A 23,240-nucleotide genomic window follows, 5' to 3' on the forward strand; every position below is an offset into this window, starting at 1 on the left:
ACCGCTGTTGGTGATGGTGTGGTCGGCTGCGCTGACGTTCAGCCCTCCTGCGGACTGCACCGTGCCGGCGTTGGTGAAGTCACCGTCGAGGGTGATGCTGCCGTCAGCGCCCGCTGCTGTGGAGGTGGTCAGCGCCGCACCGGCGTTGTTGACCAGGCTGGCAGCCGTGATGGTGCTGCCGTTCTTGGCTTGCAGCGTGCCGCTGTTGGTGATGCTGCCGCCGCTGATGGCCAGGGTGCTGTTGCTCAGCACGGTGCTGTCCGCACCGTTGTTGTGCAGGTTGAAGGTGTGGCCCGCCTGGCCCAGCGCCATGGCGCCCAGGCTCTGGATCAGGCCTGCGTTGGTCAGCTCGGCATTGGCGGCTGCGTTGGACAGGGTCAGCGCCTGGTCGGCCAGAATCTTGCCGCTGCCGGTGTTCTCGATGGCGCCACCTCCGGTGGCCAAGGACAGTTGCTCGCCCGTGGTGTGGATCTGGCCACTGTTGGTAATGGCAACACCGCTGGTGGCCGTGCCTGTCAGCGTCGTGGTGCCGGAGCCCACGATGTTGCCGCTGTTGTGCAGGGTGTTCCCCGTCAGGGTCAGCGCATAGGCAGCATCGTCTGCGACCGACAGGTTGCCGCTGTTGTGAATCGCACCATCGGCAACGACGGACAGCTCCCCCGCGGATTGCAGCGAGCCCTGGTTGCTCAGCCCTTCACTGAGGCGGATGCTGCCCGCCTGCCCGCTCTCGGTCGAGAGCAGCCATGCTGCGGAAGGCGCATTGTTGTCCAGGCTGACCGCCCGGATGGTCGTCGCATCGGTCGCCTGCACCCTGCCGGTGTTGCTGAGGTGGCCGCCCTCAATCTGCAGGGAAGCACCCGTCAGCAGGGTACCGCTGTTGTTCAAGTCAACAATCTGCCCCGCATTGCCCAAAACCAGGTCGCCAGATGCCTGGAGCGTCCCGCTGTTGTCCAGCAGTGTCGCGGCATCTGTTGCGCGCACATGGATCTGGGTGGCGCCCAGTATCTGGCCCTGGTTGCGGATGGCCGTGCCTGCACTCAGATCCAGTTGCGCGGTGGCATGGATGCGGCCTGCTGCGCCAACGGTGATCTCGCCGGCGGTCGCTTCCACGCTCAATGCGCCCGGCGAGACCAGGGAGGCAGAGCCCAGCTGGAGGTCCCCCTGCGTGGCGGTCAGCTGCAGGCTGCGGTCTGCAGCTGCAGCGTCACTGCCGCTGTAGAGCGAGGTGCCCTTGTCCCCCACGGCCAGACTGCCCACGGTCACATCCAGGCGTGCACCAGCACCGACCTGTCCTCCGTTGATGTCGGCATGGTCTTCGATCTGCCAGGTCTGGTTGCGGCTGGCAAAGCGCTTGGCCTCGGCAGAAGCGGTGTCGGCCAGCGCCTTGGCGCTGATCTGCAGATCCTGTCCCGCATGGAGGGCACCTTCGCTCAGATGCACCTGACCGGCTGTGGCGCTGAGATTCAGGTTCTGGCCAGCACTCAGGCTAGCCCCCTGGCTGTAAATAGCATCTGTGCCGCTGGCGGTGCTGGTGATGGCAGCGTTGCGCGCTGCACTGATGTTGGACTGCAGCTCGATCTTGCCTGCCGCGGTCAATGTGAAGTCGCTGCCGGTCGCAGCCACATCCCCCAGCATGCGCACGCCCACGCCCTGCTCGGTGGCAATGATGTCGATCTTGTTGGCATAGGCCCCACCTAGAATGGTGGAGTCAATGGCATATGCCACGGTCGGTGCACCGGAGGCGGTGACCGCATTGGCCACACGGGTGGCATAGCTGAATTCATTATTACCCACCACCAGCTTGAGGTCGTTGGCATTGACCTGCCCGTCCAGCACCACCGAGCGCGCCACGATATCCAGGATATTGACGCTGTTGCCATTCAGGCCACGGCCATTGATCAGAATATCGCCCTGGTTGGTTCTGAAACTGGAAATACTGCCATCCTGCGCAATATTCGGTGTGCCTGTGGTCAGCATGGCCCGGTCGGTATTGATGAATCCGCAGCCGCTGCAGGTAATACCCCAGGGGTTGGCCACAATCACATCCGCACGCGTCCCCGCCACCTCCATATAGCCTTGCAGCGTGGAGCGATTTTGCATCACCACTTCGTTCAGGATGACCTTGGCCGCGGCATTGAGGTTCATGTTCCGCTCGACCTGCCCCGCCAGATTGGACTGGATCGGTGAGGCCAGCGCATTGTTGTTCAGCACCAACCCCTTGGCATCCACATTGAACTGGTTGTACTTGTTGTGGGAAAGACCATTGGCATTGGCGGTGGCAATATCCACCACCGTCACCCCATTGAGCCCCGAATAAGCCTGCGTATTCCCTGACGACACGCTCACCTGGGCGGCTGCCGATTGCATGAAGAAGACTGCCAGGCTGCTGGCAGCCGCCAAAACCACGGAGCTGCTGCGTTTTCCGCATGCCCGGGCAAACTCCGGTACAGCCACATAGGTACAGAGTTCTTCACTCCAGATCACGCGGTAAGCTTTATTGTTCATTTTGTACGTCCATGCCCACAGTGCTGGTGACTGCCTGAGCTATTTGTTGGGGATTGATCGGCAGAAAATGCGGCTCAGATACTGGCACTCAGGCGCAGCCATACCTTGAAAGGATCAAACTGCATGAAATTGGGCTTGGATAAAGGCTTGGTGGCCTGAATGTCTGCGTTGATCCCGTTGCGGAGATTGAATTGCACACCCAGTGCCAAGCCAGTCAGCGCCCCTTCGGGTACGCCTTCGTTGCGGCTGTAGACCCGCCCGTAATCCAGACCCAGCCAGGGGCGGACGCTTCCTGTCACACCGGCCAGATCGAATGGGCGGCGCATCCCGACTTCATTGCGGACAAAAAAGCCATGGTCCCCAGAAATCGAGCTGCGATTGAAGCCGCGTACCGAGTACAGGCTGCCGATCATCATCTGCTCGGACCCGTACAGGACATCGTGTGAATATTGGGAGGACCATTGCGATGAGAATTCAAACCCTTGCTCGCCCACCTTGAATGGGCGGAAGAAATTCCCACTGAATGTCCACTTCCTGAACTGCGCACGCGGATCGCTGGCGGTCAGCCCATCGGCATCACGCAAAGCACCGAAAGATCTCAGACCTTGCGACACACCCAGGTCCAGATACAGAAAACCACCGGCCACCACCGTATTGACGGAGCCGCCCACGTCCAGAACACTCATTTTCCGGCTGGCCGCTTCCAACAGCGTGTCTTCCAGATAGCTTTTGGATTCTTTGGCGGTCAGGTTGGAATACAGATTCCAACGCGTGGTCGCGTCGCGCGACAAGACATGGTCCAGCCGAATCGAATAACTATCGGTGTCACCACTGTTTTTCAGGCGCGTGCCACTGGCGGTCGAAAAAGAGCTGGCATAACGCGAAACACTGCCATTGATACTGAGGGTGGTGTATCCAAATGGAATGATGTACGTCATCGAATCTGATTCACTCAGACGCTGTTTGTCACCCAAAGGGAATGTCCGGCGCTTGGTGTAGCTGACAAAATCATTGAAACCCAGGATATTGTCGATCGACACCGTCACTCCGGCCTGGGATTCTCCGGTACTTTCGGAACCTTGGTTATCCAGGCTTACCAAGGCGTGCAAGGGAAAAGTAGGCTTGTTGTGCAGCACCACAATGCTGTCTCCCGGGGTATTTCCCGGCAACATTTCCAGCGTGGCGTTGTTGGAGGCCAGGCGATTGGCCTGGTCCAGCGCCTGCTCCAGGTCACGGATATTGAGCGGCGCACCTTCCAGACCCGGAGCGATGGTTCCCACCGAAATGCTGTTTTTGCCACCATCCTCCACCCGGATCTTGGACAGCTTGCCTTCCACCACCAGAATCTTCAGCCGCCCCTCGCTCAGGTCCTGCTGCGGCAGATAGGCTCTCACCCCCACCCAGCCTTTTTGGACATACGCGCGGGTGATGTCACTCAGCAGGGCCTCGATGTGCCCGACGCCCAGACAGCGCTGCAGATAGGGCTGCGTGATGCGGTCCAGATCGGCTGGTGAAAACAGGCTGGCGCCATCCACATGGACCGTCTGAATGTCGCGGCATGCGCCGTTGTCCTTGCTGCTGGACTCTGGCTGCGTGATGGAGATCTGCGCCGGCGGAGAGGCGCTGAGCCGATCTCTGGCCAACTGTTCCTGAAGACGCTGCGCCTGCAATTGCTGCTGCCGCTGCGCATCCTGCGTGGCCTGCTGCAATTCCGAAGAGGTCTGTGCATACGTGTGCATGCACAGCATCGCGGCGGTGATGACCATGCCGCGCTGGGTAAAACGAAGAACTTGCAAGGGAGCCTCTGGTGCCTGTCGGGATAACGATTTCTTTTTTCTGTACGTCCGTCGTCCATATCCAGGAGCTGCCCACATGCATCGTGCATCGCGCAAGCAGCACATGACCCAAGCCGCACCGCACCACCGTGGTGCAATGCGCCAACCTGCTGCTGCTCGGCATCCGGTCTCCCCATCTACGTGGTTACCGTTTGCGCTCTTAAGTAACCCTTGGTTACAGACACCCCGAGTTCACCCGTTTCGAAAAGACCTTGCAATCACAAAACTTAGGTATTTCGCGCAGTTTTTGCGGAGGAAGCACGGTGCCAACCGCCCACACTGCACGGCCTGTCAGGCAACCAGATTCCGGCCCAGGCCACTGCCGGACTCTGGTGGGCACTTCTGCAATGGGAGGCCTGGGACCGCCAGATGCATGCGGAGCGTGATACCAGGCAGCTCCGGCCACCAGCTCTCACAACCGCTCCCAATGCAAAAAACCCCGCTGTGCAGAACACAGCGGGGTGTGGGATGGGCCAGCGCACCCGCACGGGTAGCGGGCATAGGCAAATTACAGAAGGCGCGGAAAATCAAGGCGTCGCAGCATGCGCCCCCTCCCGCGGCCCTGTCATGTGCTCAGTACCGGGGCTCCCCCAGCGACAGCATCAGCCGGTTGGCCCAGTTGAAGAAGGCCGCCGCGTGCAGCAGGTCGGCTGCTGCCTGTGCATCCAGCCCTTGAGCGCGCAGGGCGGCCACATGGGAGGCGTTGAACCGGGACGGGGTGTCCGTCAACGCCACACTGGCATCCACGATGGCGTTCCAGCGCGCGCCCAGATCGGCGTGCACGCCTTCATCCAGCAGGCGCTGCACATCCTCGCGGCGGCGGGCGAAATGGCTGGCGAAGCGCGCGTGCACCGAAGCGCAATAGATGCAGCCGTTGTGGCGCGACGTGGCTGCCGCTGCCAGCTCCCGCTCGGCCCGTGGCAGGCCGGCTTCGGGGTTGTAGAAAATGTCCTTGTCGGTGCGGGTGCGCGCGCCCAGGGTGTCCGGGTCGCGTGCCAGCAGGCGGAAATACGGCGACTTGGCGCGGACCGCATCCACCAGTCCATCATAGTGGCGGTGCGTCAACGCAGCCTCGTCCAGCGGCGCCAGCCAGGGCTGCCAGTCCAGCTCAGCCTGGGTGAACACGACGGGGGCCATGCCCGGCACCACCTCTTCGTGCACAGGCGCCACCTGCGGTGCGCCGGTGCGTTCCGCAGCGGCCACGGTGGTGCCCCAATGCGCCGACAGCACCCCTAGCCCCACCACCACCCGGATCTGGAAGCTGAGGAACGCCACCAGCTGCGACAGCACCACGATGTCGTCGGCCGACCAGCCAGCAGCCTCCAGCGCACGCAGGCGCTGCGGCTGTGCGTCTCGTGGATGGAACACCAGGAAATGCGCGTGCCGCAAGGCAGCATGGAGCCGCCCCCCCAGCACGGTGCGCAGCGTATCGGACAGGTGCAGCTCCAGCCCTTCACGGTCTTCCACCGTCAGCGGCCCTTCGGGAAAGCGCCCGTAAGGCCCTTGCACCGTGCCGACGGCAGCAGCATGGCGCACTGCCTGAGCCCAGGTGGGCGCCAGGGCTTCCAGGGCCTGCAGATGGAAATCCGCCACCGCCGCCTGCTGGTGCAGCAAGGCCACAAAGGCGGCCACCGCATGGCGCTCCGCCGCACTGACCTGGCCCGTCACCGGGGCTACCGGTGCAAACAGCGCATCATGGCTTTTTTGCGCCTGCTCACGGGTCTGTGGACGCGACCGGCGCAACTGGTCCAGCCAGTCGCCTGGCGCAATGCCGGCCAGCAGGTCGATCACATCCGACGTTGCCGCCTGTGCGACCACAGGGGTGTCCCCCTGGGTATCCGCCGCGATATCCGCCTGTGCGGCTTCGGATGCATGCACGATTTCTGTCATGGTTCTGCCTTTCTCAAGCCGCTTGCAATTCGCGTTCAACGCCGGCCGGCGCTGCCGCTGCAGCAGTGCCGCCGCTCCAGCCCAGCGCAGGCGCCACGATGCGGGCCGTCAGCTCCAGCGAGCGCAGGATGGCCGCATGCGGCGGGTCGATCGAATGCACCTGGAACACCAGATCCGTAGTGCGCGCCAGTGCCGTATCGGCCTGCAGCGAGGCGATCACCTCGTCGGGTGTACCCAGATGCACGTCATAGGCTTCGATCAGCCGCTCCAGGGGCGCCTGGGGGTCCACACGCGGGAACGGACCGGCCGATGCATGGGCATGGCGCACCGCCAGGCGGCGCAGCCCGGTCTCCGCCCAGCGCAACGCGTCTTCACGGCGGTCGGCCACCAGCAGCGTGCGCGAACCCAGAATGCGCGGGGCCTGCCCGGCCGGCAGCGCCGCCAGATAGGCATCGATGATGGGGTTCTGGATTTCCGACAGCGACAGCTTGGGCGCATGGTCCGGGCGGGGCTGGGTACGCGACAGCATCAGGCCTTCGCCTGCCGCGCCGGCGCGCTGGCCGCCCTCCACCGAGAACGTGGCCTGCCAGATACGGCCCAGCAGATGGGGGGCCGCGGGGTAGACCCGCACCCCACCTTGCAAGGCATCACCACGCCAGGCGGTACGCAGCACATCCAGATTGCGGCCATAGACCGCGCCCCGCTCCTGGCTGCCCACGCCAAAGGCTTCGAACGATTCGGCCGTACCGCCCGTTCCCAGCCCCACTTCCAGGCGGCCACCGGACAGCAGGTCCAGCACCGCAGCATCTTCTGCCACCCGGATGGCGTTTTCCATGCTCAGCGTCACCACGCCGGTCCCCAGGCGGATGCGCTGGGTGCGCGCCGCCACATGGGCCAGAAACACCAGCGGCGAAGGCAGTCCACCTTCATGTTCATGGAAATGGTGCTGGGCAACCCAGGCGGATTCGAAGCCCAGTGCCTCGGCATGGGCGATCTGCTCGGTCACCAGGCGGTAGCGTTCACCGGCAGAGGCGTCATCCAGCAAGCGGCTGAAGTAGCCCAGGCGTTTCTTCGGGGAGGTGGTGGGATTGGACAAAATCAATGCTCCTTGTGCCGGGAATGGCGGCGATCAGTTCACGGGTGTAATGGCTGCGGGGATGCAGGAACACCTGCTCCACCGTGCCCTGCTCCACCACCTTGCCGTGCTGCAGCACGGAGACGGTGTGGGCGATCTGGCGCACCACCGACAGGTCGTGCGTGACAAATACATAGGTCAGCTGCAGTTGCTGCTGCAGGGTTTCCAGCAAGCGCAGGATCTGGGCCTGCACCGTCACATCCAGTGCGGAAACGGCTTCGTCCAGTACCAGCACCTCGGGTTGCAGCACCAGGGCACGGGCAATGGCCACGCGCTGGCGTTGGCCGCCTGAGAGGGCATGCGGGCGGCGCTGGTGCAGCTCCGACGCCAGCCCCACCCGCTCCAGCGTGGCCAGCACGCGCTGGCGGCGCTCGGCGGCAGGCAGCGGCGCAAAGTTGCGCAGCGGCTCTTCCACAATGCTCCACACAGTCTGGCGCGGATCCAGCGAGGCATACGGGTTCTGGTAGACCAGTTGCACCTTGCGGCGGAACTGGCGCAAAGCCTCACCGCGCAGCGTAGTCACATCCTCTCCGGCAATGCGAATCTGCCCCGCCGTGGGCCGCAGCAGCCCCACCAGGGCGCGGATGGTGGTGGTCTTGCCCGAACCGGACTCTCCCACAATGGCATGGGTGCTGCCGCGCCGCACCTGGAACGACACCCCGTCCACGGCCTTGAACGGCTCGCGCTGGCCCGGCACGGGAAAGTGGTGCGCGACCTCTTGCACCTGCACCGCCCAATCGGTCACTGGCGCGGCATCGTCCGGCTCTGCCGTGCGCAGCACCGGCGTAGACAGGGCCGGTGCATCGGCCAGCAACTGGCGCGCATAGCTGCTTTGCGGCTGGCGCAGCACCTGCAGCGTCTCACCGGCTTCCTGCACGCGCCCCTGGCGCAGCACCACGATGCGGTGGGCCCGGTCGGCCGCCACCCCCAGATCGTGGGTAACCAGCAGCACGGCGGTCCCGGTCTCGCGGCGCAGGGTGTCGATCAGGTCCAGAATGCGCCGCTGCACGGTCACGTCCAGGGCACTGGTGGGCTCATCGGCAATGATCAGCGCAGGCTTCAGCGCCACGGCCATGGCAATCAGCACACGCTGCTTCATGCCGCCCGACAGCTCGTGCGGGTACTGGCGGTAGCGCAGCTCCGGCCGCGACAGGCCCACCTTGCGCAGCAGCTCCACCACCTGCTGTTCCACAGCAGCGGCATCGCGCCAGCCGTGCAGCTGCAACACCTCGGCCACCTGGGCCCCCACGGTGCGCACGGGGTTGAGCGAGGCCGTCGGGTCCTGGGGTACCAGGCTGACCACCCGGCCGCGCAGGCTTCGCCATTGCGCCTCGCCGGCATGGGTCACGTCCTCGCCCAGCAGGCGGATGCGGCCACCCACCACCTGGCCGTTGTTCGGCAGCAGCCCGATCGCGGCCTGCGACGTGGTGGATTTGCCGGAACCGGACTCCCCCACCAGCGCCACCACCTCACCGGCCCGTACGCTCAGCGACACGCCGTGCACCACGGTGCGCAGCCCGTCCGCCTCCCTGTAGGCGATCTGCAGGTTGTCGATTTCCAGCAACGGACCGTCCGCCGGAATCGGCGCGGTGACGGTGGCAGGTTCTGCCGCTGCCGTGCGCAGCAGGCGCTGGCGCCAGATTTGCCAGGCACTCATGGGCGTGCTCCTGACAGCGACACGCTGATGCGGTTGACCGCCAGCACCACAGCCACCACCACCAGCCCGGGGGCCGATGTCAGCCACCAGGCGGTGGACAGGTAATTGCGCCCTTCGGCAATCAGCAGCCCCCATTCCGGCGTGGGCGGCGGTGCGCCATAGCCCAGAAAGCCCAGGGTGGCGATGGCCAGAATCGCCGTACCGAACTGCAGCGCCGCCAGCGCCACCACCGAAGTCAGCGAGTTGGGCAGCACATGGCGCCACAGCACCGCACCAAAGCGCCCGCCGCTGCCAAAGGCCGCTTCCACATATTCCGTGCGGCGCACGCGCACTACTTCCGAGCGCACCAGGCGCGCAAAACTGGCCACCGATGCCACCCCGACAGCAATGGCCGCATTCACGGTGCCAAAGCCCAGCACGATGATGATGGTCAGCGACAGCAGCAGCGACGGCACGGCCAGCAGCACATCCACCACCCGCATCAGCGCCTCGTCGGTGCGGCCGCCCACGGCGCCCGCAATCAGGCCCAGCGCGGTGCCGGCCACCAGGCCCACCCCCACGGCCACCAGCGCGCCGGACAGCGAATGCACGGCACCGTGTACCACCCGGGCCCAGACATCGCGCCCCAGCGCATCCGTGCCCAGCCAATGGCCGGCACCCGGTGCGCGCAGTTGCTGGCCCGCCAGCCCGACCAGCGGGTCGTGGCTGCCGAACCAGCCGGGCACCACGGCCCACAGCAGCACCACGGCCAGCACCGTCCAGGCCAGCCACAGGCCCAGCGGCACCTGCCGTGCACGCTGCAGCAGCAAGCCCAGGCCAAGGCCCTGCGCCCATGGGCGTGCACGGGCGGGGGCAGCAGGCGCGGTAGCCGCTGTGGCCGCTGCGGCCGCCACGGCAACTTGCGGCACGGTGCCCTGCAAGGGATTCGCTGCCGGTGCGCGCAGCGCCAGCCCTTCGTTGTGTGTCAAAGCATTCATCGCGTCAGCCTCCTGCCGTATGGCGAAGCCGTGGATCCAGCCAGGGATAGAGCAGGTCCACGATCAGGTTGATGGTCACAAAGGCCGCGGCAGACACCATGACCACGGCCTGCAATACCGCCGTGTCCTGGTTGCCCACGGCCTGTTGGGTCAGGCTGCCCAACCCGTTGAGGCCGAACACCGCCTCGGTCACCACGGCGCCGGCCAGCAGCTCGCCGAACAGCACGCCAGCCATGGTCAGCACCGGCAGCAAGGCGTTGCGGGCGGCATGGCGCAGCAGCACATGCAGCTGCGAGGCGCCCTTGGCCCGTGCCACGGCCACATAGGGCTGGGCCAGTGCGGCGTCCAGGTTGCGCATCAGGATCTGCGCCAACGGCGCAGAAATGGGCACGGCCAGCGTCAGCGTGGGCAGGATCAGCCCCTGCCAAGGCCCCGGATTGATCACCGGCACCCAACCCCAGCGGAACGACACCCACTGGATCAGCATGATGCCCAGCCAGAACACCGGGATCGACACGAACAGCGAGGGCAGCGACTGCAGCAGCGCACGCACGGCCCGCACCCGCACCACGCTGGCGGCCAGCGCCAGCCCCAGGGCCAGCAGCAGTGCCGCGGCCAGCCCCAGTGCCGCCAGGCGCAGCGTGGGTGGCAGGTTGGTGGCCAGCCCTTCGCTGACCGGTACCCCGGCCTGCAGCGAATAGCCGAAATGGCCTGTCAGAAACTGCCCCAAGGTGTGCAGGTACTGGCGCCAGACCGGCTGGTCCGCGCCATAGGCAGCCTGGATATCGGCAATCTGCTCCGGCCCCAGCCCCAGATCGGGGTTCAGGAACTTGATCAGCACCGCATCCCCCGGCATCAGCTGCAGCAGCACGAACGAGACCGAGAACGCCGCCCACAGCACCAGCAGGGCCTGGCCGGTGCGCCGCAACAGATATGCCGTCATGCGCGCCTCCGCTTAGGGCTTGGCCAGCCAGGTGGCATAGAAGCTGGGTCGGCCCACGGCCTCGAACCCGACATCCTTGACCGTCGTGGCACCGGCAAAGGCCTGGGGCTCCTCGAAGATCGGAATCACATAGGCCTGCGCAATCAGATAGCGCTGCACGTCCCCGGTGAGCTGCAGGCGCTTGGCGGCATCGGTCTCGGCCGCAATCGCGTCCAGCAGACCATTGAGCTTGTCGTCCACAAAGCTGTTGACCTTCTGGCTCACACCGCCTTTTTGCAGCAGCACATTGCGGTTCGTGGGGTAGTAGTTGCTCTTGATCACATCCGGATCGGCGCGTCCCACCATGCCCGGCGCCACCGGTGTCTTGGCCGGATCCAGGCTGTCCAGCGTCTTGCTGCCCGCATCACCGGCCAGCACATTGAGCTTGACCCCCAGCTTGCCCCACTGCTGGGCCACCAGCTGCAGGGTTTCCTTGTTCTGTGGCTGTGGCAGAGATTCATACGCCGTCAGCACCAGCTCCTGGCCGTCCTTCTGGCGCAGGCCGTTGGCGCCCAGGGTCCAGCCGGCCTCGTCCAGCAAGCGTTGCGACTGCTGCGGATCGAACTTCAGCTCGGACGACAGGTCCACATACCCGGCTGCGGACTTGGCAATCACCGAAGTGGCCTGCGGGTAGTTGGCCGAGAACAGGGTCTGTACCACTTCAGCGGTGTTCGTCCCATGCAGCAGCGCCTGGCGCACGCGCAGATCGGCCACCAGGGCGTTGTCCGGCCGCAGGGCAATGCTGTTGTTCACGCCGCGGGTGGACGGCGCATAGATCTGGAAGCTCTGCTCCTGCACCCGCTTTTCGTCATAGGCCTGCACCTGGCGGATCAAGCCCGCCTGGCCCGACAGCAGCGCGCCAATGCGCACGCTGTCCTCCGGCGTCACCACCAGACGGATGCTGTCCAGCCGTGCACGGCCCTGGTGCGCATGCTGGGCCGGGCCCCACTTGTAGTCGGCACGCGCCTTGAACAGCAGCTCCTTGCCCAGCGTCTCCCGCTCCACCACGAAGGGGCCGGAGCCGATGATGCGCGTGGCATCCCCCAGCTCTTCAAAAGGCCGCGCCAGGGTGGCCAGCGACACCAGGCCCGAGCCGATCACCGAGGTGCCCTGCAGGAACCCCGGCGACGGCTTGCTGAAGTAGAACTTCACCGTCAGCGGGTCGACCACCTCGCTGCGTTCGTAGTTGTTGATCACTTCGGACACCGGCAGCTTCAGGGCCTTGTTGCCCAGACCGTAGGTGTCGAAGTTCTTGGCCACGGCCGCCGCATCCAGCGGTGTGCCGTCCGAGAACGTCACGCCGGAACGCAGCTTGAACGTGAACTCCGTGGCCTGGTCATTGATGGTCCAGGACTCGGCAATCCAGGGTTGGATTTCCAGCGTCTTCGGGTCCTGGTAGGTCAGCTTGTCGGTGATCTGGTTGAGCACCCCACCATTGGGATAGAAGCCGCCCGCCGGGGGGTACAGATTGGTGTGGGCCTGCTGCTCCAGGTAGACCAGCTCCCCGCCCTGTACGGCAGCACCTGCCGATGCGCCCTCCGAAGTGCCGCTTTGCTGGGAGCATCCCGCCACCCAGACCCCTGCAGCCATGGCTGCCAGCCACCACCATTGACGTTTGTTTTTGTGTTGCAGTTGCACGAGACCATCCATCCTTCATGCCATTGAGGCGCTGTTATGCAAGAGCCGGAAGACTCCGAGGGAAACCTTCCAGATGGCCTGCATGCTAGGAATACCGCTCGCCTTTTTGAACCTCTGTTTTCGCACTTGGATATGCGGCCAGCAGATATGCAGCACCCGGCACAAAGCGCATAACCAAAGCCGCATTCCGTATTTGCCGCCCGCCGCCGGGCGCGCGAGCATGGCGCTTTCCCACCTCAGAGAAGGCCTCCCATGTCACTGCCCCTGGACCACATCGTGATTGCCGTGCACGATCTGCCCACCGCCATCCACGACTACCGCAACCTGGGATTCACCGTCACCCCGGGTGGCGACCACCCCGGCCGCGCCACCCATAACGCGCTGGTGGTGTTCCAGGACGGCTCCTACTTCGAGCTGATCGCCTGGAAGGCCCCGGAAGACGCCCATCCCTGGTGGCCCAAGCTCAGCCGCTTCGGCCCCGGCATCGTGGACTTTGCGCTGCTGCCCGGCACCACGCCCCAGGTGGTGGCCCAGGCGCTGTCGCGCGGCCTGGCCTACCAGCCCCCGGTGGATGGCGGGCGGCTGCGCCCCGACGGGGTGGAACTGCGCTGGCAGAACGCCCGTCCGACCACACCCGATCTGCCCTTCCTGTGCGGCGATGTCACTCCCCGCGCCCTGCGCGTGCCCGAAGGCTCGGTGCGCGAGCACGCCAATGGCGTGCAGGGCGTGGCCGAGCTGCGTGTGGCCGTGCACGATGTCGCCGCCACGCTGGAGCGCTACCGCGCCCTGCTGGGCCTGGAGGATGTTCCGGCCCCGGTCGAAGGTGCCGCCAGTCTGCAACTGGGCCGCACCGTGCTGAAGCTGGAAACCGCCAGCGCCAATGCCGAGGCTGCACAGCGGCTGGCCCTGCAGGGTGAAGGCCCGTTTGCCATCGGCCTGCACACCACCCAGGCCCACCCGCTGGGCCCCGTGGTGCATGGCCACACCCATGGCACCCGGCTGGAGCTGATTGCCCTGCCCGATGCGCTGGCCGGCACGGCGCCCCGCGCTCATGCGCAAAGCGCATTTGCATAGCCGCAAAGCTTCGTTGCCCGGGCCCCGGCGGCTCGGGATACTGCCTTTCATTTCCTCCCACCGACCGGATTCACCATGAACAAACGCGACTTTCTGCGCACCTCTGCCGCCTTCCTGCTGCCTGCGGCCGCTGGCACCTTCTCTGCCCTGGCGACTGCCGCGGCCACCACCCCGGCCCTGATCCGCGTGGGCGTGCGCGGCGGTGTGGACGAGGAGATCTGGGAAGTGGTGACCAAGGTCGCCAAAGAGCGCGGCCTGAACGTCAAGCCCGTGGTGCTCAGCGGCTCGGTCAGCCCCAACGAAGGCGTGCACAACGGCGACCTGGAAGCCAACTCCTTCCAGCACCAGCCTTTCCTGCGCGACCAGAACCAGCAGCGCGGCTACCAGCTGGTGTCGGCGGGTGACACCTACATCTCGCCCATCGCCTTCTATTCCCGCAAGTACAAGCGCCTGGCCGACCTGCCCGCCGGGGCGCGCGTGGGTATTCCCAACGACCCCAGCAACCAGACCCGCGCCCTGGTGGTGCTGCGCGACCAGGGCGTGCTGGATCTCAAGCCCGGCTTCGACCCTTTCACCGGCACCGCCTCCCTGGCCGATGTGACGGCGCTGCGCCAGAAGGTGGAGCTGGTGGAAGTGGCCTCGGTGGTACTGGCCCGTTCGCTGGACGACCTGGCCGCCGCCGCCATCGTCAACAGCTTTGCCTACCAGGCGGGGCTGGTGGCCACCCGTGACGGCATTGCCGTGGAAAAGCGTGAGCGCAACCCCTATACCAACCTCATCGCCGTGCGCGCCAAGGACCAGGACACCCCCTGGGCCAAGCAGCTCGTGGCCGCTTACCAATCCGAACCGGTGCGCCAGTTCATCCTGCAGAAATACCAGGGCTCGGTGATCCCCGCGTTCTGAGAGAGCTTTCCATGATCCATTTTTCCCGAACTTCGCGCCGCGGCGCTCTGGCCGCCCTGTTGGGCGCTGGCGCCACCACCTGGCTGCAGCTTCCTTCCGCCCAGGCGGCCCAGCGCGTGCGCGTGGGCATCCGTGGCGGCATCGGTGAAGAGCTGTGGGCCGAAGTGGCCAAGGCCGCCAAGGCCAAGGGCCTGGATGTGCAGCTGGTCGTGCTGGGCGGTGCCGTCAGCCCCAACGAGGCACTGAACAACGGCGACCTGGAAGCCAATGCCTTCCAGCACCTGCCCTTTCTGCAGGACCAGGTGCGCCAGCGCGGCTACCAGATCGTCTCCGCAGGCAACACCCTCATCGCCCCGATCGCCTTCTACTCCAACAAGCACAAGCGCCTGCAGGATCTGCCGGCCAAGGCACGCGTGGGCATCCCCAACGACCCCAGCAACCAGACCCGCGCCCTGGTTATCCTGCGCGACCAGGGGCTGATCAAGCTGCGCGACGGGTTCGACCCCTTCTCCGGCACAGCAGGGCTGGCCGACATCACCGCCAACCCGCGCCAGCTGCAGCTGGTGGAAGCCGCCTCCAACGTCCTGGCCCGCTCGGTACCCGATCTGGATGCCGCCGCCGTCATCAACACCTTTGCCTACCAGGTGGGCCTGATCGCCACCCGCGACGGCATCGCCGTGGAAAAGCGCGAGCACAACCCCTACGTCAACATCATTGCCGTGCGCAGCAAGGACCAGGACGCGCCCTGGGTCAAGGCCCTGGTGGCGTCCTTCCAGACCGAAGCCATCCGCCGCTTCATCGAAACCAAGTACGAAGGCACGCTGATTCCGGCGTTCTGAGCGACTGCATGACCACCCTCCCTCCTCCGGTGCAACTGGCACCGCACATCGTGTTCGACGGCGTGGGCAAGTCCTACGCCGGCCGCAGCAGCCAGGTCCAGGCGCTGTCGGGCGTGAACTTTGACATCCACCATGGCGAGGTCTTCGGCATCATCGGCCGCAGCGGCGCCGGCAAGTCCACGCTGCTGCGCACCATCAATGCGCTCGAGACCCCGTCCGAAGGCCGGGTGCAGATCCACGGCGTGGACCCAGCGCAGCTGGACGAAAACGCCCTGGTCGCGCTGCGCCGGCGCGTGGGCATGATCTTTCAGCACTTCAACCTGCTGTCCGCCAAGACCGTGCGCGAAAACGTGGCCCTGCCGCTGCGTGTGGCCGGTGAACGCCCGGCCATCATCAAGGCCCGGGTGGACGAGCTGCTGGCCCTGGTCGGCCTGTCGGACAAGGGCCAGGCCTACCCGGCCCAGCTGTCCGGCGGCCAAAAGCAGCGCGTCGGCATTGCCCGCGCCCTGGTGCACGGGCCTGAAGTGCTGCTGTGCGACGAAGCCACCAGCGCGCTGGACCCGGAAACCACACAGTCCATCCTGTCCCTGCTGCGCGACATCAACCGCCAGCTGCGCCTGACGGTGGTGCTGATCACCCACGACATGGCCGTGATCCGCGCCATCTGCGACCGCGTGCTGGTGCTGGACCAGGGCCAGGTGCAGGAAATTGGCGAGGTCTGGCGCGTCTTCGGTGCGCCGCAGGCCACCGCCACCCAGGCGCTTCTGCAACCGCTGCAGCAAGGCCTGCCGCCCGACCTGGCCCGCCAGCTGCTGCCCCAGCCGTCCAGCAGCGCCGACCGCGCCGTGCTCAGCCTGCGCTTTGCCGGCGCGCAGCGCCCCCAGGGCCTGCCGCTGCAGGCCCTGGCCGCACTGGGCAGCCAGGCCACCTTGCTGCATGGCGGGCTGGACCGGTTGCGCGGCCATTCTCTGGGTCAGTTGCTGGTGTCCACACCAGCCACCGGCCTGCCTTCCCTTGATGCATTGCGCCAATCCACCGGCGCCGACCACCTGGAGCTGCTGGGCTATGTCCGCGCCGATTGACAAATACCTGCAGGCTTTTGCCGAAACCCTGTTGATGGTGGCCACCTCCTCGCTGATCGCCATCGGCCTGGGGCTGTTGCTGGCCATCGTGCTCACCATCACCGGCCCGCGCGGTCTGTACACACGGCCGCGCTTCTACAAAGGGCTGTCGGTGACAGTGAACATCTTCCGTGCCATTCCCTTCATCATCCTGCTGGTGGCCTTGCTGCCGGTCACCCGCAGCATCGTCGGCACCACCCTGGGCACCTGGGCGGCCGTGGTGCCGCTGTCGGTCAACCTGATCCCCTTCTATGCCCGCATCGCCCAGGTCAGCCTCAACGATGTGGATCCAGGTCTGGTGGAAGCCGCGCGCGCCATGGGCTGCAAGCGCTGGCACATCGTGCGCCATGTGCTGCTGCCCGAAGCCCTGCCCGGCATCATCGGCGGGATGACGGTGAGCGTGATCGCCATGGTCAACGCCTCGGCCATGGCCGGCGCCGTGGGCGCGGGCGGCCTGGGCGACCTGGCCATCCGCTACGGCTACGAACGCTATGAAACCCGGGTGATGTTCGAAGTCATCGTGATCCTGGTGGCCCTGGTGTCCATCGTGCAGTTCGCCGGCGAAACCTTGTCGCGCAAGGTCAACCACCGGCACTGACACCGCAGCCGCCCCTGAGGCACGGCACCCCACCGCCAGCGACCCCAGCCACCTGTGGCACGGGTCGCTGGCGGTTTTCACATGGACGCCCGCACGCCGGCCTGGTCCTGCACACGGCCCCCAACCCCAAGCGCTGCATGACCAATCACCAACGACAGAGCACCCAGCACAAACAGCCCTGCAGGCATATTCAGCAATCTAAATATCTTTAGGTAATTAAAAAGTAATAAAACATTTATTGTATTTATAAGAGTCTTTTTTTATAGTGAATGCCATACCCACTTTCTTCCCGGGCGAGGCATTGATGAGCGCCACTGACCTACTCCAGCGCACGGTATTTCCCTGTCCCTGACGGGCTCCTTGACCGCCCCGTCAGACCCCACGGGTTTCTGCCGTCGGTAGGCCCAGCACACGCTGGCGCCGCTTCCCCATCCCTTTGAATACACCAGGCTTGTTGCAACCCGGCAGATCGTCCCGGGCCGCAAGGGCTGCGCACGCACATGATCATCACCTCGGTCAACCATATCCATTTTCAGTTTCCGGCCCATTCGAAGGAAGCCATCCGCTTTTTCTATGCCACGGTGCTGGGCGCCCACGAACTGCATTCCCCCGAAACCAAGCAGCTGCTGCAGTTCGAGATGGGCGAGCAGCGTCTGTGCTTTACACCGGAAACCGGGGCCACGGGCCGCAAGCCCTCGCAGCATGTGGCGTTCAACGTACAAGGCATTGGCGATCTGAAGCAGCGCCTGCATGCCTTTGACCTGGCCTTCATCGAAAGCCACCCCGACCAGCCGGCGCAGCAGATCTACATCAAGGACCCGGCCGGCAACCAGCTGGAGTTTCTGGAACCCGCCCACTGAAAAACCATTACAGACCGTGGAGCCCTCACCATGAATTTCCAGCAACTGCGCTCCATCCGTGAAGCCGCCCGCAACAACTACAACCTGACGGAAGTGGCGTCCGTGCTGTTCACTTCCCAGCCGGCCATCAGCCGGCAGATCCGCGAACTGGAAGAGGAGCTGGGGGTCGAGATCTTCACCCGCGCCGGCAAGCGGCTGACCGGGCTGACCACCCCCGGCAAGACCCTGCTTCCCATCATCGACCGGCTGCTGCTGGAGGCCGGCAACCTCAAGAACGCGGGCAAGGACTTCAAGGAAAAGGACACCGGCGTTTTCTATGTGGCCGCCACCCACTCCCAGGCCCGCTACGCCCTGCCCGCCGTGGTGCGGGACTTCCGCCAGATCTACCCCGGCGTCACCCTGCACCTGCGCCAGGGCTCGCCCCAGCAGATTGCCGACATGCTGCTGACCGGGGAAGCCGACATCGGCGTGGCCACCGAAGCCCTGGCCGATTACGACCAGCTCGTCACCCTGCCCGGTTACCGCTGGTCCCACAGCGTGATCGTGCCGCCCGAGCACCCTCTGCTGCAGCAGAGCACGCCGATTTCACTGGAAGATCTGGCCCGCCACCCCATCATCACCTACGAGCATGGCTTCACCGGACGTGCCCACATCGACGAAGCCTTTGCGCGCGAAGGCCTGGCACCGGAGGTGGTGCTGACCGCCATGGATGCCGACGTGATCAAGACCTATGTGGAGCTGGGTATGGGCATCGGCATCGTGGCCTCCATCGCTTTCGACCCCGAACGGGACCGCCTGCTGCGCGCCATCGATGCCCGCCACCTGTTCGAGATCAACCTCACCCGCATTGCCGTGCGTCGGGGCATCTGGCTGCGCGACTATGCCTACCACTTCATTGAAAGCTTTGTGCCCACCCTGACGCCGGACGTGGTGCGCCAGAAGCTGAACGAAGACAACGACGGCTGAAGACAGAGCCCTTGCGCACTCCCTCTGCCTCAAAAAAAGCAGTCCTGCCGCCATGCAGGACTGCTTTTTTTATCCGCAACCAATGCGACCGCGTTCAGCGGCCGCCGTGCACCCGCCCACCCTGGACATAGCCCAGCGGCTCGGCATCCATGCGCCGCAGAATGCGGGTCAGGCCGTCCTCTTCGGTCTGCCCCCCGGTGGCGGCCGGTGCATCCGTGGTGCGGCACAGCAGATCGTCATCGCTCCAGCTCTCCATGCCCCGTCCGTTGCGTGCCCGCAGCCAGCCGGCCTTGTCCGCCAGCAACTGCACCTCGCGCACGGATTCGCCTGCATTGATCCAGCCCAGCGCCTGCAGCGCGGTCGCCCCGGAAGTGATGGCGCAATCCACCTGCTCGGGCAGCTGCGCAGCGTTCTGCCCCGGCTGGGGCAGCCACAGCGTCACCATGCGCGGGTCCGGTGCCACCTCCTGCACGCGGGCGCTGCTCACCACCCGCAGGCGCTGGCCCTGCCAGTCATGCACCTGCAGCTTGTCCGGGCGGTGGCAGCGCAGCGGCATATCTGGCAAGGCAATCGGCTGGGCCCAGTTGCCCGTGGCGCGCAGCAACTGCCCTGCCGCCTGGGCACGCAGAAAATGCAGCAGCGCCCAGCTCTCGGGAACCGACAGCTGCGTAGCAAAGCCGGGCATGGTCGTGCGCCCCTGCGCATCCTGCATGCCATGGCGCACCGCCTGCAGCAGATCCCCTTCCGCACGGCGCCACAGCAGCGGGCCGGCAAAACTGGGCGGCCAGACCGGCTGGTCCGCCGCATCCGGCCCCTGCCCATTGCCTGCGGCGCCATGGCAGTGCAGGCACATGCGCTGGTAGAGCGCCGCGCCTTGCACAATCGCCGCATCGGAAAAAGGCAAAGGGTTGCGGTGAAAGCTGGTGGGCACGGCCGATGCCAGCACCACCTGGCGCTGCGGCCAGGGCGCCAGCACCAGGGCCAGCAAGGCCCCGGCCAGCAGCCAGGGCCGGCCGCGCCGCCACAGTACCGCAGCGCCCAGCAGCACCAGCACGGCGGCCACGGCCGCCAGACTCCACACCAGCTGGCGTGCCTGGCCCAGGTCCTGCAGCAGGCGCTCGCCCGCCAGGCGCTGTGCCCAGGGCCAGGCGGGCTGCCCGTCCACCTCGCCGCTCAGACCCAGCGCCTGCCACAGCTGCAGCAGGCCCAGCTGGCACCGGTGCACCGCTTCCAGCAGCCAGAACAGCCAGGGCGCGTCCGCAATCCGCTCAGGCATCAGGTTGCATCACCCAGTCCCAGATGGCGCAGCGCCTGCTGGCGCAGCTCCACAAAGCGTGCCTGCGTGCGGTGGCGCGGATAGGGCAGATCCACGGCCAGTTCGGCCACGGTGCGGGCTGGACGGTCGGAGAACACCACCACCCGGTTGGCCAGGAACAAGGCCTCTTCCACGTCGTGCGTCACCAGCAGCACCGAAAAGCCCGCACGCTGCCACAGCTTCAGCAGCTCGGCCTGCATGGTCAGCCGGGTCAGCGAATCCAGCTTGCCCAGCGGTTCATCCAGGATCAGCAATTGCGGCTCGTTCACCAGGGCCCGTGCCAGCGCGGCACGCTGGGCCATGCCGCCCGAGAGCTGGTGCGGGTAGCTGTCCGCAAACTCGGACAGCCCCACCAATGCCAGCACCTCGTCCACCCGGGCATGCTGTGCCTTGGGGACTTTGCGCGCCTGCAGCCCCAGGGCCACGTTGTCGCGCACCGTGCGCCAGGGAAACAAGGTCGGGTCCTGGAAGACCACGATGCGCGAAGGATCGGGCCGCGTGATGGGCTGGCCATCCTGCGTGATATGGCCGCTGCGCGGCGGCTCCAGTCCGGCCACCAGGCGCAGCAGCGTGGACTTGCCGCAGCCGCTGGGCCCCAGCAGGGCCACGAACTCGCCCGGCTGCACCTGCAGGCTGACATCGCTCAGCACCGGCAGCTGGGCGCCGCCCGGCTGGGCGAACTGATGCGACACCTGGGCGATATCGATGCGTGCCCCGGTCTGGGACGCCGGGCTTTCCTGCGCCGGCACACTGTTTGCAATTGCAGCGCTCACCATTTCACAGTTCCTTTCTGCCAGCCCAGCAGCCGGTCACGCACGGTGAACAGCAGAGTGATCAAGCCCGAGCACAACACCGCCATCACCAGCAGCGCGCCGTACATATTGGCGTAGGCAGCCCAGCCCTGGGCCCACTGCAGGTACCAGCCCAGACCGGCCTTCACGCCCATCATCTCGGCCGTGATCAGCACCGAGAACGATGCGCCCAGCCCCATGAACAGGCCCACAAACACCTGGGGCAGCGCGGCCGGAATCGCCACGCGCAGCACCAGAAACCATTCCGATGCACCCAGGGTGCGTGCCACGTCGTAATAGCTCTTGCTGACATTGGCCACCCCGGACCAGGTCAGTACCGCCACCGGGAAGAAGGTGGCCAGCGCCACCAGGAACACGGCGGCGCTGTAGCTGCTGGGCGCAAAGAAGAACGCCAGCGGCAGCAGGGCCGACGCCGGAACCGGCCCCAGAAAGCGCAGCAAGGGATGGACCCAGTAGCCCGCCACGCGCGACCAACCCACCCACACGCCGGTGACAAAACCCACCAGGCTGCCGATCACGATGCCGTGCACCAGCAGCCGCAGCGAATGTGCCACCGACAGCCCCAGCCGGGCGGAATCGTCCAGGTAGACCTCCAGCAGGCTTTGCGGCGGCGCAAAGAAAGGCGGTGGCAGCACGCCCAGCTTGGCCGTCAGCACCTCCCACACCGCCAGCAGCACGGGGGCGGCAATCAACCAGGCCCCCGCCGGTCGCAGCCAGCGCAGCACCCGGCCTGCGCGTTCGCCCGCCAGGGCCAGCGCGGCCAGCAGCACGGCCAGCGTGGCCGTGAGCACGGCAAACTCCGTGGTGTACGCCCAGTCGCTGAAACCGATTTCCTTGTTGGGCCACCACCAGGTCAGCGCACCCAGCAGCAACCAGGCCAGGGCCGCCACCAAGCCCTGGCGCCAGACGCCCTGCGCCGCCGAAGACAGTGCCGGGTCCGCAGCCACGGCAGTGGTCGAGGCAGCGGCTGTGGGCGTGGACGTTGGCGTGGCGGGCTGCAGAATCGGCGCGCCGGCCTGCGGTGCCAGTTCCAGAAGCACGGTGGCGCCGCTCATGACAGCACATCCTGCGTGATGTGGCGCGCAAAGCGTGCCGGGTCGGTGCTCTTCTTCAGGATGCCGGCCGAGCGGAAATCGGCCGCAAATTCACGTACCTCGTCCTGCAGGCGGCTGTTGTGCGGATGGTGCTTGTACGTCAGCTCCGCAATCAGGCGCTGCAGATCGGGCACCTCGAACTTGGGCGTGTACTTGGCGAATATCTTGGCGGACTCGTTGGGATTCTCGGCCACATAGTCCGATGCCTGCGCCAGTGCACGCACCACGGCAGCGGCGCTCTTGCGGTCGTCGCGCACGAACTTGGCGCCGGCGCCCAGCACGCAGCAAATCTTCTCGGCATATTCCCCGGTGGCGCTGTTGCCCAGTTCGGTGAACACGCCGGGGTTGCGCTTTTCGATCAGGTAGAGATTGGGGTCGCCATCGGCAATGGCATGGACCTCGCCCTTCTTCACCGCCACATCCAGCAGATCGGCGGGGTAGACGCGCCACTCCACATCCTTGTCGATGTCCAGCCCCAGCTTGGCCAGGTGAATGCCATAGAACTGCTTGGCCGGGCTGTTCAGGTCGGACACGCCGATCACCTTGCCCTTGAGCGACTTCACATCGCGCGTTACACCCGCTGCATTGACCCCCACCAGACGCAGGCAGCCGCCGTGCACGCTGCCCACGATCTTCACGTCCAGCCCGGCTTCCAGCGGCTTGACCCAGCGGTGGATCAGGCCCACCCCCACTTCGGCCTTGCCGGTGGCCAGCGCCTCCAGCAACTGGTCGGCAGAGCCGCCCCAGTTCAGCACCTCCACCTGCAGACCGTTCTTCTCGAACAGGCCGCGCTCCAGTGCAATCGGCACCGGCACCTGGCAGAAGCTGGCCTGGCTCCAGGCCAGGGTGATCTTGCGCGGCTGCGAATGCACCGCCAGCGGCAGCAGGCCCGCAGCACCGGCTGCACCAGCGGCCGCAGCCGCTCCCAGGAAATGGCGGCGGTTCCAGGGCGTGCCGTGCGCCGTGGGCAGAAATTCGTCCATGTGCTCCCTCCAGGAAACTGTGAAAAGTGGCAGCACGATAGGACGGCGGCCCGCCC

Annotated in this window: 19 protein-coding genes and 1 pseudogene; 7 read left to right on the top strand and 13 right to left on the bottom strand. The window is 65.9% G+C overall.

Features of this window, described 5'->3' with window-relative positions; all coding sequences use genetic code 11:
* The 9 genes and pseudogenes from QM470_RS06215 to QM470_RS06250 all read right to left on the bottom strand — a co-directional run.
* Positions 1–2,505: two-partner secretion domain-containing protein (locus QM470_RS06215; RefSeq protein WP_283338579.1), on the bottom strand; the 2,505-nt coding region annotated here is incomplete at its 3' end.
* Between the two features lie 74 nt (positions 2,506–2,579).
* Entirely contained in the window at positions 2,580–4,301 is a 1,722-nt protein-coding gene (locus QM470_RS06220; protein ID WP_283338580.1) for a ShlB/FhaC/HecB family hemolysin secretion/activation protein, read from the bottom strand.
* A gap of 612 nt (positions 4,302–4,913) precedes the next feature.
* On the bottom strand, positions 4,914–5,477 hold the full coding sequence (locus QM470_RS21395) for an alkylhydroperoxidase domain protein (RefSeq protein ID WP_349307064.1): 564 nt from the start codon (positions 5,475–5,477) through the stop codon (positions 4,914–4,916).
* 99 nt (positions 5,478–5,576) lie between these two features.
* Positions 5,577–6,230: pseudogene (locus QM470_RS21400) on the bottom strand (CMD domain protein); the annotation flags it as partial.
* A gap of 13 nt (positions 6,231–6,243) precedes the next feature.
* Positions 6,244–7,326 (bottom strand): putative FMN-dependent luciferase-like monooxygenase, encoded by a 1,083-nt coding sequence (locus QM470_RS06230; protein WP_349307059.1) that lies wholly within the window; start codon positions 7,324–7,326, stop codon positions 6,244–6,246.
* Positions 7,265–9,022: a dipeptide ABC transporter ATP-binding protein gene (locus tag QM470_RS06235; RefSeq protein WP_283338583.1), complete on the bottom strand. Its 1,758-nt coding sequence runs from the start codon at positions 9,020–9,022 to the stop codon at positions 7,265–7,267. Before QM470_RS06235 ends, QM470_RS06230 begins: the two co-directional genes overlap by 62 nt.
* The gene (locus QM470_RS06240; RefSeq protein WP_283338584.1) at positions 9,019–9,999 is read right to left on the bottom strand and encodes an ABC transporter permease; all 981 of its coding nucleotides are present in this window, start codon (positions 9,997–9,999) and stop codon (positions 9,019–9,021) included. The genes QM470_RS06235 and QM470_RS06240 overlap by 4 nt, the downstream gene beginning before the upstream one ends.
* A gap of 4 nt (positions 10,000–10,003) precedes the next feature.
* Positions 10,004–10,942, bottom strand: a complete 939-nt coding sequence (locus tag QM470_RS06245; protein WP_283338585.1) for an ABC transporter permease — start codon at positions 10,940–10,942, stop codon at positions 10,004–10,006.
* Positions 10,943–10,954: 12 nt separating this feature from the next.
* Positions 10,955–12,571 carry a TIGR04028 family ABC transporter substrate-binding protein gene (locus QM470_RS06250; RefSeq protein WP_283338869.1) on the bottom strand — a complete coding sequence of 539 codons (1,617 nt, stop codon included), beginning with the start codon at positions 12,569–12,571 and terminating at the stop codon, positions 10,955–10,957.
* Positions 12,572–12,871: 300 nt separating this feature from the next.
* Here QM470_RS06250 and QM470_RS06255 point away from each other — a divergent pair, with 300 nt between their 5' ends.
* The 7 genes from QM470_RS06255 (at position 12,872) to QM470_RS06285 (ending at position 18,980) form a co-directional block, all read left to right on the top strand.
* A complete protein-coding gene (locus tag QM470_RS06255; protein WP_283338586.1) occupies positions 12,872–13,693 on the top strand; it encodes a VOC family protein in 822 nt (273 codons plus the stop codon).
* Between the two features lie 75 nt (positions 13,694–13,768).
* Positions 13,769–14,596 (top strand): MetQ/NlpA family ABC transporter substrate-binding protein, encoded by an 828-nt coding sequence (locus QM470_RS06260; RefSeq protein WP_283338587.1) that lies wholly within the window; start codon positions 13,769–13,771, stop codon positions 14,594–14,596.
* Positions 14,597–14,607: 11 nt separating this feature from the next.
* Complete coding sequence (locus QM470_RS06265) at positions 14,608–15,435, top strand: MetQ/NlpA family ABC transporter substrate-binding protein (RefSeq protein ID WP_280014014.1); 828 nt, start codon at positions 14,608–14,610, stop codon at positions 15,433–15,435.
* 8 nt (positions 15,436–15,443) lie between these two features.
* Positions 15,444–16,517, top strand: coding sequence for a methionine ABC transporter ATP-binding protein (locus QM470_RS06270; protein ID WP_283338588.1), 1,074 nt, complete (start codon positions 15,444–15,446; stop codon positions 16,515–16,517).
* The gene (locus QM470_RS06275; protein WP_066534906.1) at positions 16,501–17,154 is read left to right on the top strand and encodes a methionine ABC transporter permease; all 654 of its coding nucleotides are present in this window, start codon (positions 16,501–16,503) and stop codon (positions 17,152–17,154) included. The genes QM470_RS06270 and QM470_RS06275 overlap by 17 nt, the downstream gene beginning before the upstream one ends.
* A gap of 500 nt (positions 17,155–17,654) precedes the next feature.
* Positions 17,655–18,014 carry a VOC family protein gene (locus tag QM470_RS06280; RefSeq protein ID WP_066534908.1) on the top strand — a complete coding sequence of 120 codons (360 nt, stop codon included), beginning with the start codon at positions 17,655–17,657 and terminating at the stop codon, positions 18,012–18,014.
* Between the two features lie 30 nt (positions 18,015–18,044).
* Positions 18,045–18,980: a CysB family HTH-type transcriptional regulator gene (locus QM470_RS06285; RefSeq protein WP_283338589.1), complete on the top strand. Its 936-nt coding sequence runs from the start codon at positions 18,045–18,047 to the stop codon at positions 18,978–18,980.
* 94 nt (positions 18,981–19,074) lie between these two features.
* Here the strand turns inward: QM470_RS06285 and QM470_RS06290 are convergent, their stop codons facing one another.
* The 4 genes from QM470_RS06290 to QM470_RS06305 are packed head-to-tail and all read right to left on the bottom strand — an operon-like array spanning position 19,075 to position 23,184.
* Entirely contained in the window at positions 19,075–20,256 is a 1,182-nt protein-coding gene (locus QM470_RS06290) for a c-type cytochrome (RefSeq protein ID WP_283338590.1), read from the bottom strand.
* Entirely contained in the window at positions 20,256–21,071 is an 816-nt protein-coding gene (locus QM470_RS06295) for an ABC transporter ATP-binding protein (RefSeq protein WP_283338591.1), read from the bottom strand. Before QM470_RS06295 ends, QM470_RS06290 begins: the two co-directional genes overlap by 1 nt.
* Entirely contained in the window at positions 21,065–22,162 is a 1,098-nt protein-coding gene (locus QM470_RS06300; protein WP_283338592.1) for an ABC transporter permease, read from the bottom strand. Before QM470_RS06300 ends, QM470_RS06295 begins: the two co-directional genes overlap by 7 nt.
* Positions 22,159–23,184 carry an ABC transporter substrate-binding protein gene (locus QM470_RS06305; protein WP_283338593.1) on the bottom strand — a complete coding sequence of 342 codons (1,026 nt, stop codon included), beginning with the start codon at positions 23,182–23,184 and terminating at the stop codon, positions 22,159–22,161. The genes QM470_RS06300 and QM470_RS06305 overlap by 4 nt, the downstream gene beginning before the upstream one ends.
* Between the last annotated feature and the right edge of the window lie 56 nt (positions 23,185–23,240).

Source organism: Comamonas sp. 17RB (genome assembly GCF_030056555.1).
GTDB classification, from domain to species: Bacteria; Pseudomonadota; Gammaproteobacteria; order Burkholderiales; family Burkholderiaceae_C; genus Comamonas; species Comamonas terrigena.

What these genes read in the sequence shown, in the direction of transcription:
- QM470_RS06280 (WP_066534908.1), top strand. Translation starts at nt 17,655, where the DNA reads ATGATCATCACCTCGGTCAACCATATCCATTTTCAGTTTCCGGCCCAT.
- QM470_RS06240 (WP_283338584.1), bottom strand. Translation starts at nt 9,999, where the DNA reads ATGAATGCTTTGACACACAACGAAGGGCTGGCGCTGCGCGCACCGGCA.
- QM470_RS06250 (WP_283338869.1), bottom strand. Translation starts at nt 12,571, where the DNA reads ATGGCTGCAGGGGTCTGGGTGGCGGGATGCTCCCAGCAAAGCGGCACT.
- QM470_RS06305 (WP_283338593.1), bottom strand. Translation starts at nt 23,184, where the DNA reads ATGGACGAATTTCTGCCCACGGCGCACGGCACGCCCTGGAACCGCCGC.
- QM470_RS06260 (WP_283338587.1), top strand. Translation starts at nt 13,769, where the DNA reads ATGAACAAACGCGACTTTCTGCGCACCTCTGCCGCCTTCCTGCTGCCT.
- QM470_RS21395 (WP_349307064.1), bottom strand. Translation starts at nt 5,477, where the DNA reads ATGGCCCCCGTCGTGTTCACCCAGGCTGAGCTGGACTGGCAGCCCTGG.
- QM470_RS06245 (WP_283338585.1), bottom strand. Translation starts at nt 10,942, where the DNA reads ATGACGGCATATCTGTTGCGGCGCACCGGCCAGGCCCTGCTGGTGCTG.
- QM470_RS06275 (WP_066534906.1), top strand. Translation starts at nt 16,501, where the DNA reads ATGTCCGCGCCGATTGACAAATACCTGCAGGCTTTTGCCGAAACCCTG.
- QM470_RS06290 (WP_283338590.1), bottom strand. Translation starts at nt 20,256, where the DNA reads ATGCCTGAGCGGATTGCGGACGCGCCCTGGCTGTTCTGGCTGCTGGAA.
- QM470_RS06300 (WP_283338592.1), bottom strand. Translation starts at nt 22,162, where the DNA reads ATGAGCGGCGCCACCGTGCTTCTGGAACTGGCACCGCAGGCCGGCGCG.
- QM470_RS06265 (WP_280014014.1), top strand. Translation starts at nt 14,608, where the DNA reads ATGATCCATTTTTCCCGAACTTCGCGCCGCGGCGCTCTGGCCGCCCTG.
- QM470_RS06255 (WP_283338586.1), top strand. Translation starts at nt 12,872, where the DNA reads ATGTCACTGCCCCTGGACCACATCGTGATTGCCGTGCACGATCTGCCC.
- QM470_RS06270 (WP_283338588.1), top strand. Translation starts at nt 15,444, where the DNA reads ATGACCACCCTCCCTCCTCCGGTGCAACTGGCACCGCACATCGTGTTC.
- QM470_RS06235 (WP_283338583.1), bottom strand. Translation starts at nt 9,022, where the DNA reads ATGAGTGCCTGGCAAATCTGGCGCCAGCGCCTGCTGCGCACGGCAGCG.
- QM470_RS06295 (WP_283338591.1), bottom strand. Translation starts at nt 21,071, where the DNA reads ATGGTGAGCGCTGCAATTGCAAACAGTGTGCCGGCGCAGGAAAGCCCG.
- QM470_RS06285 (WP_283338589.1), top strand. Translation starts at nt 18,045, where the DNA reads ATGAATTTCCAGCAACTGCGCTCCATCCGTGAAGCCGCCCGCAACAAC.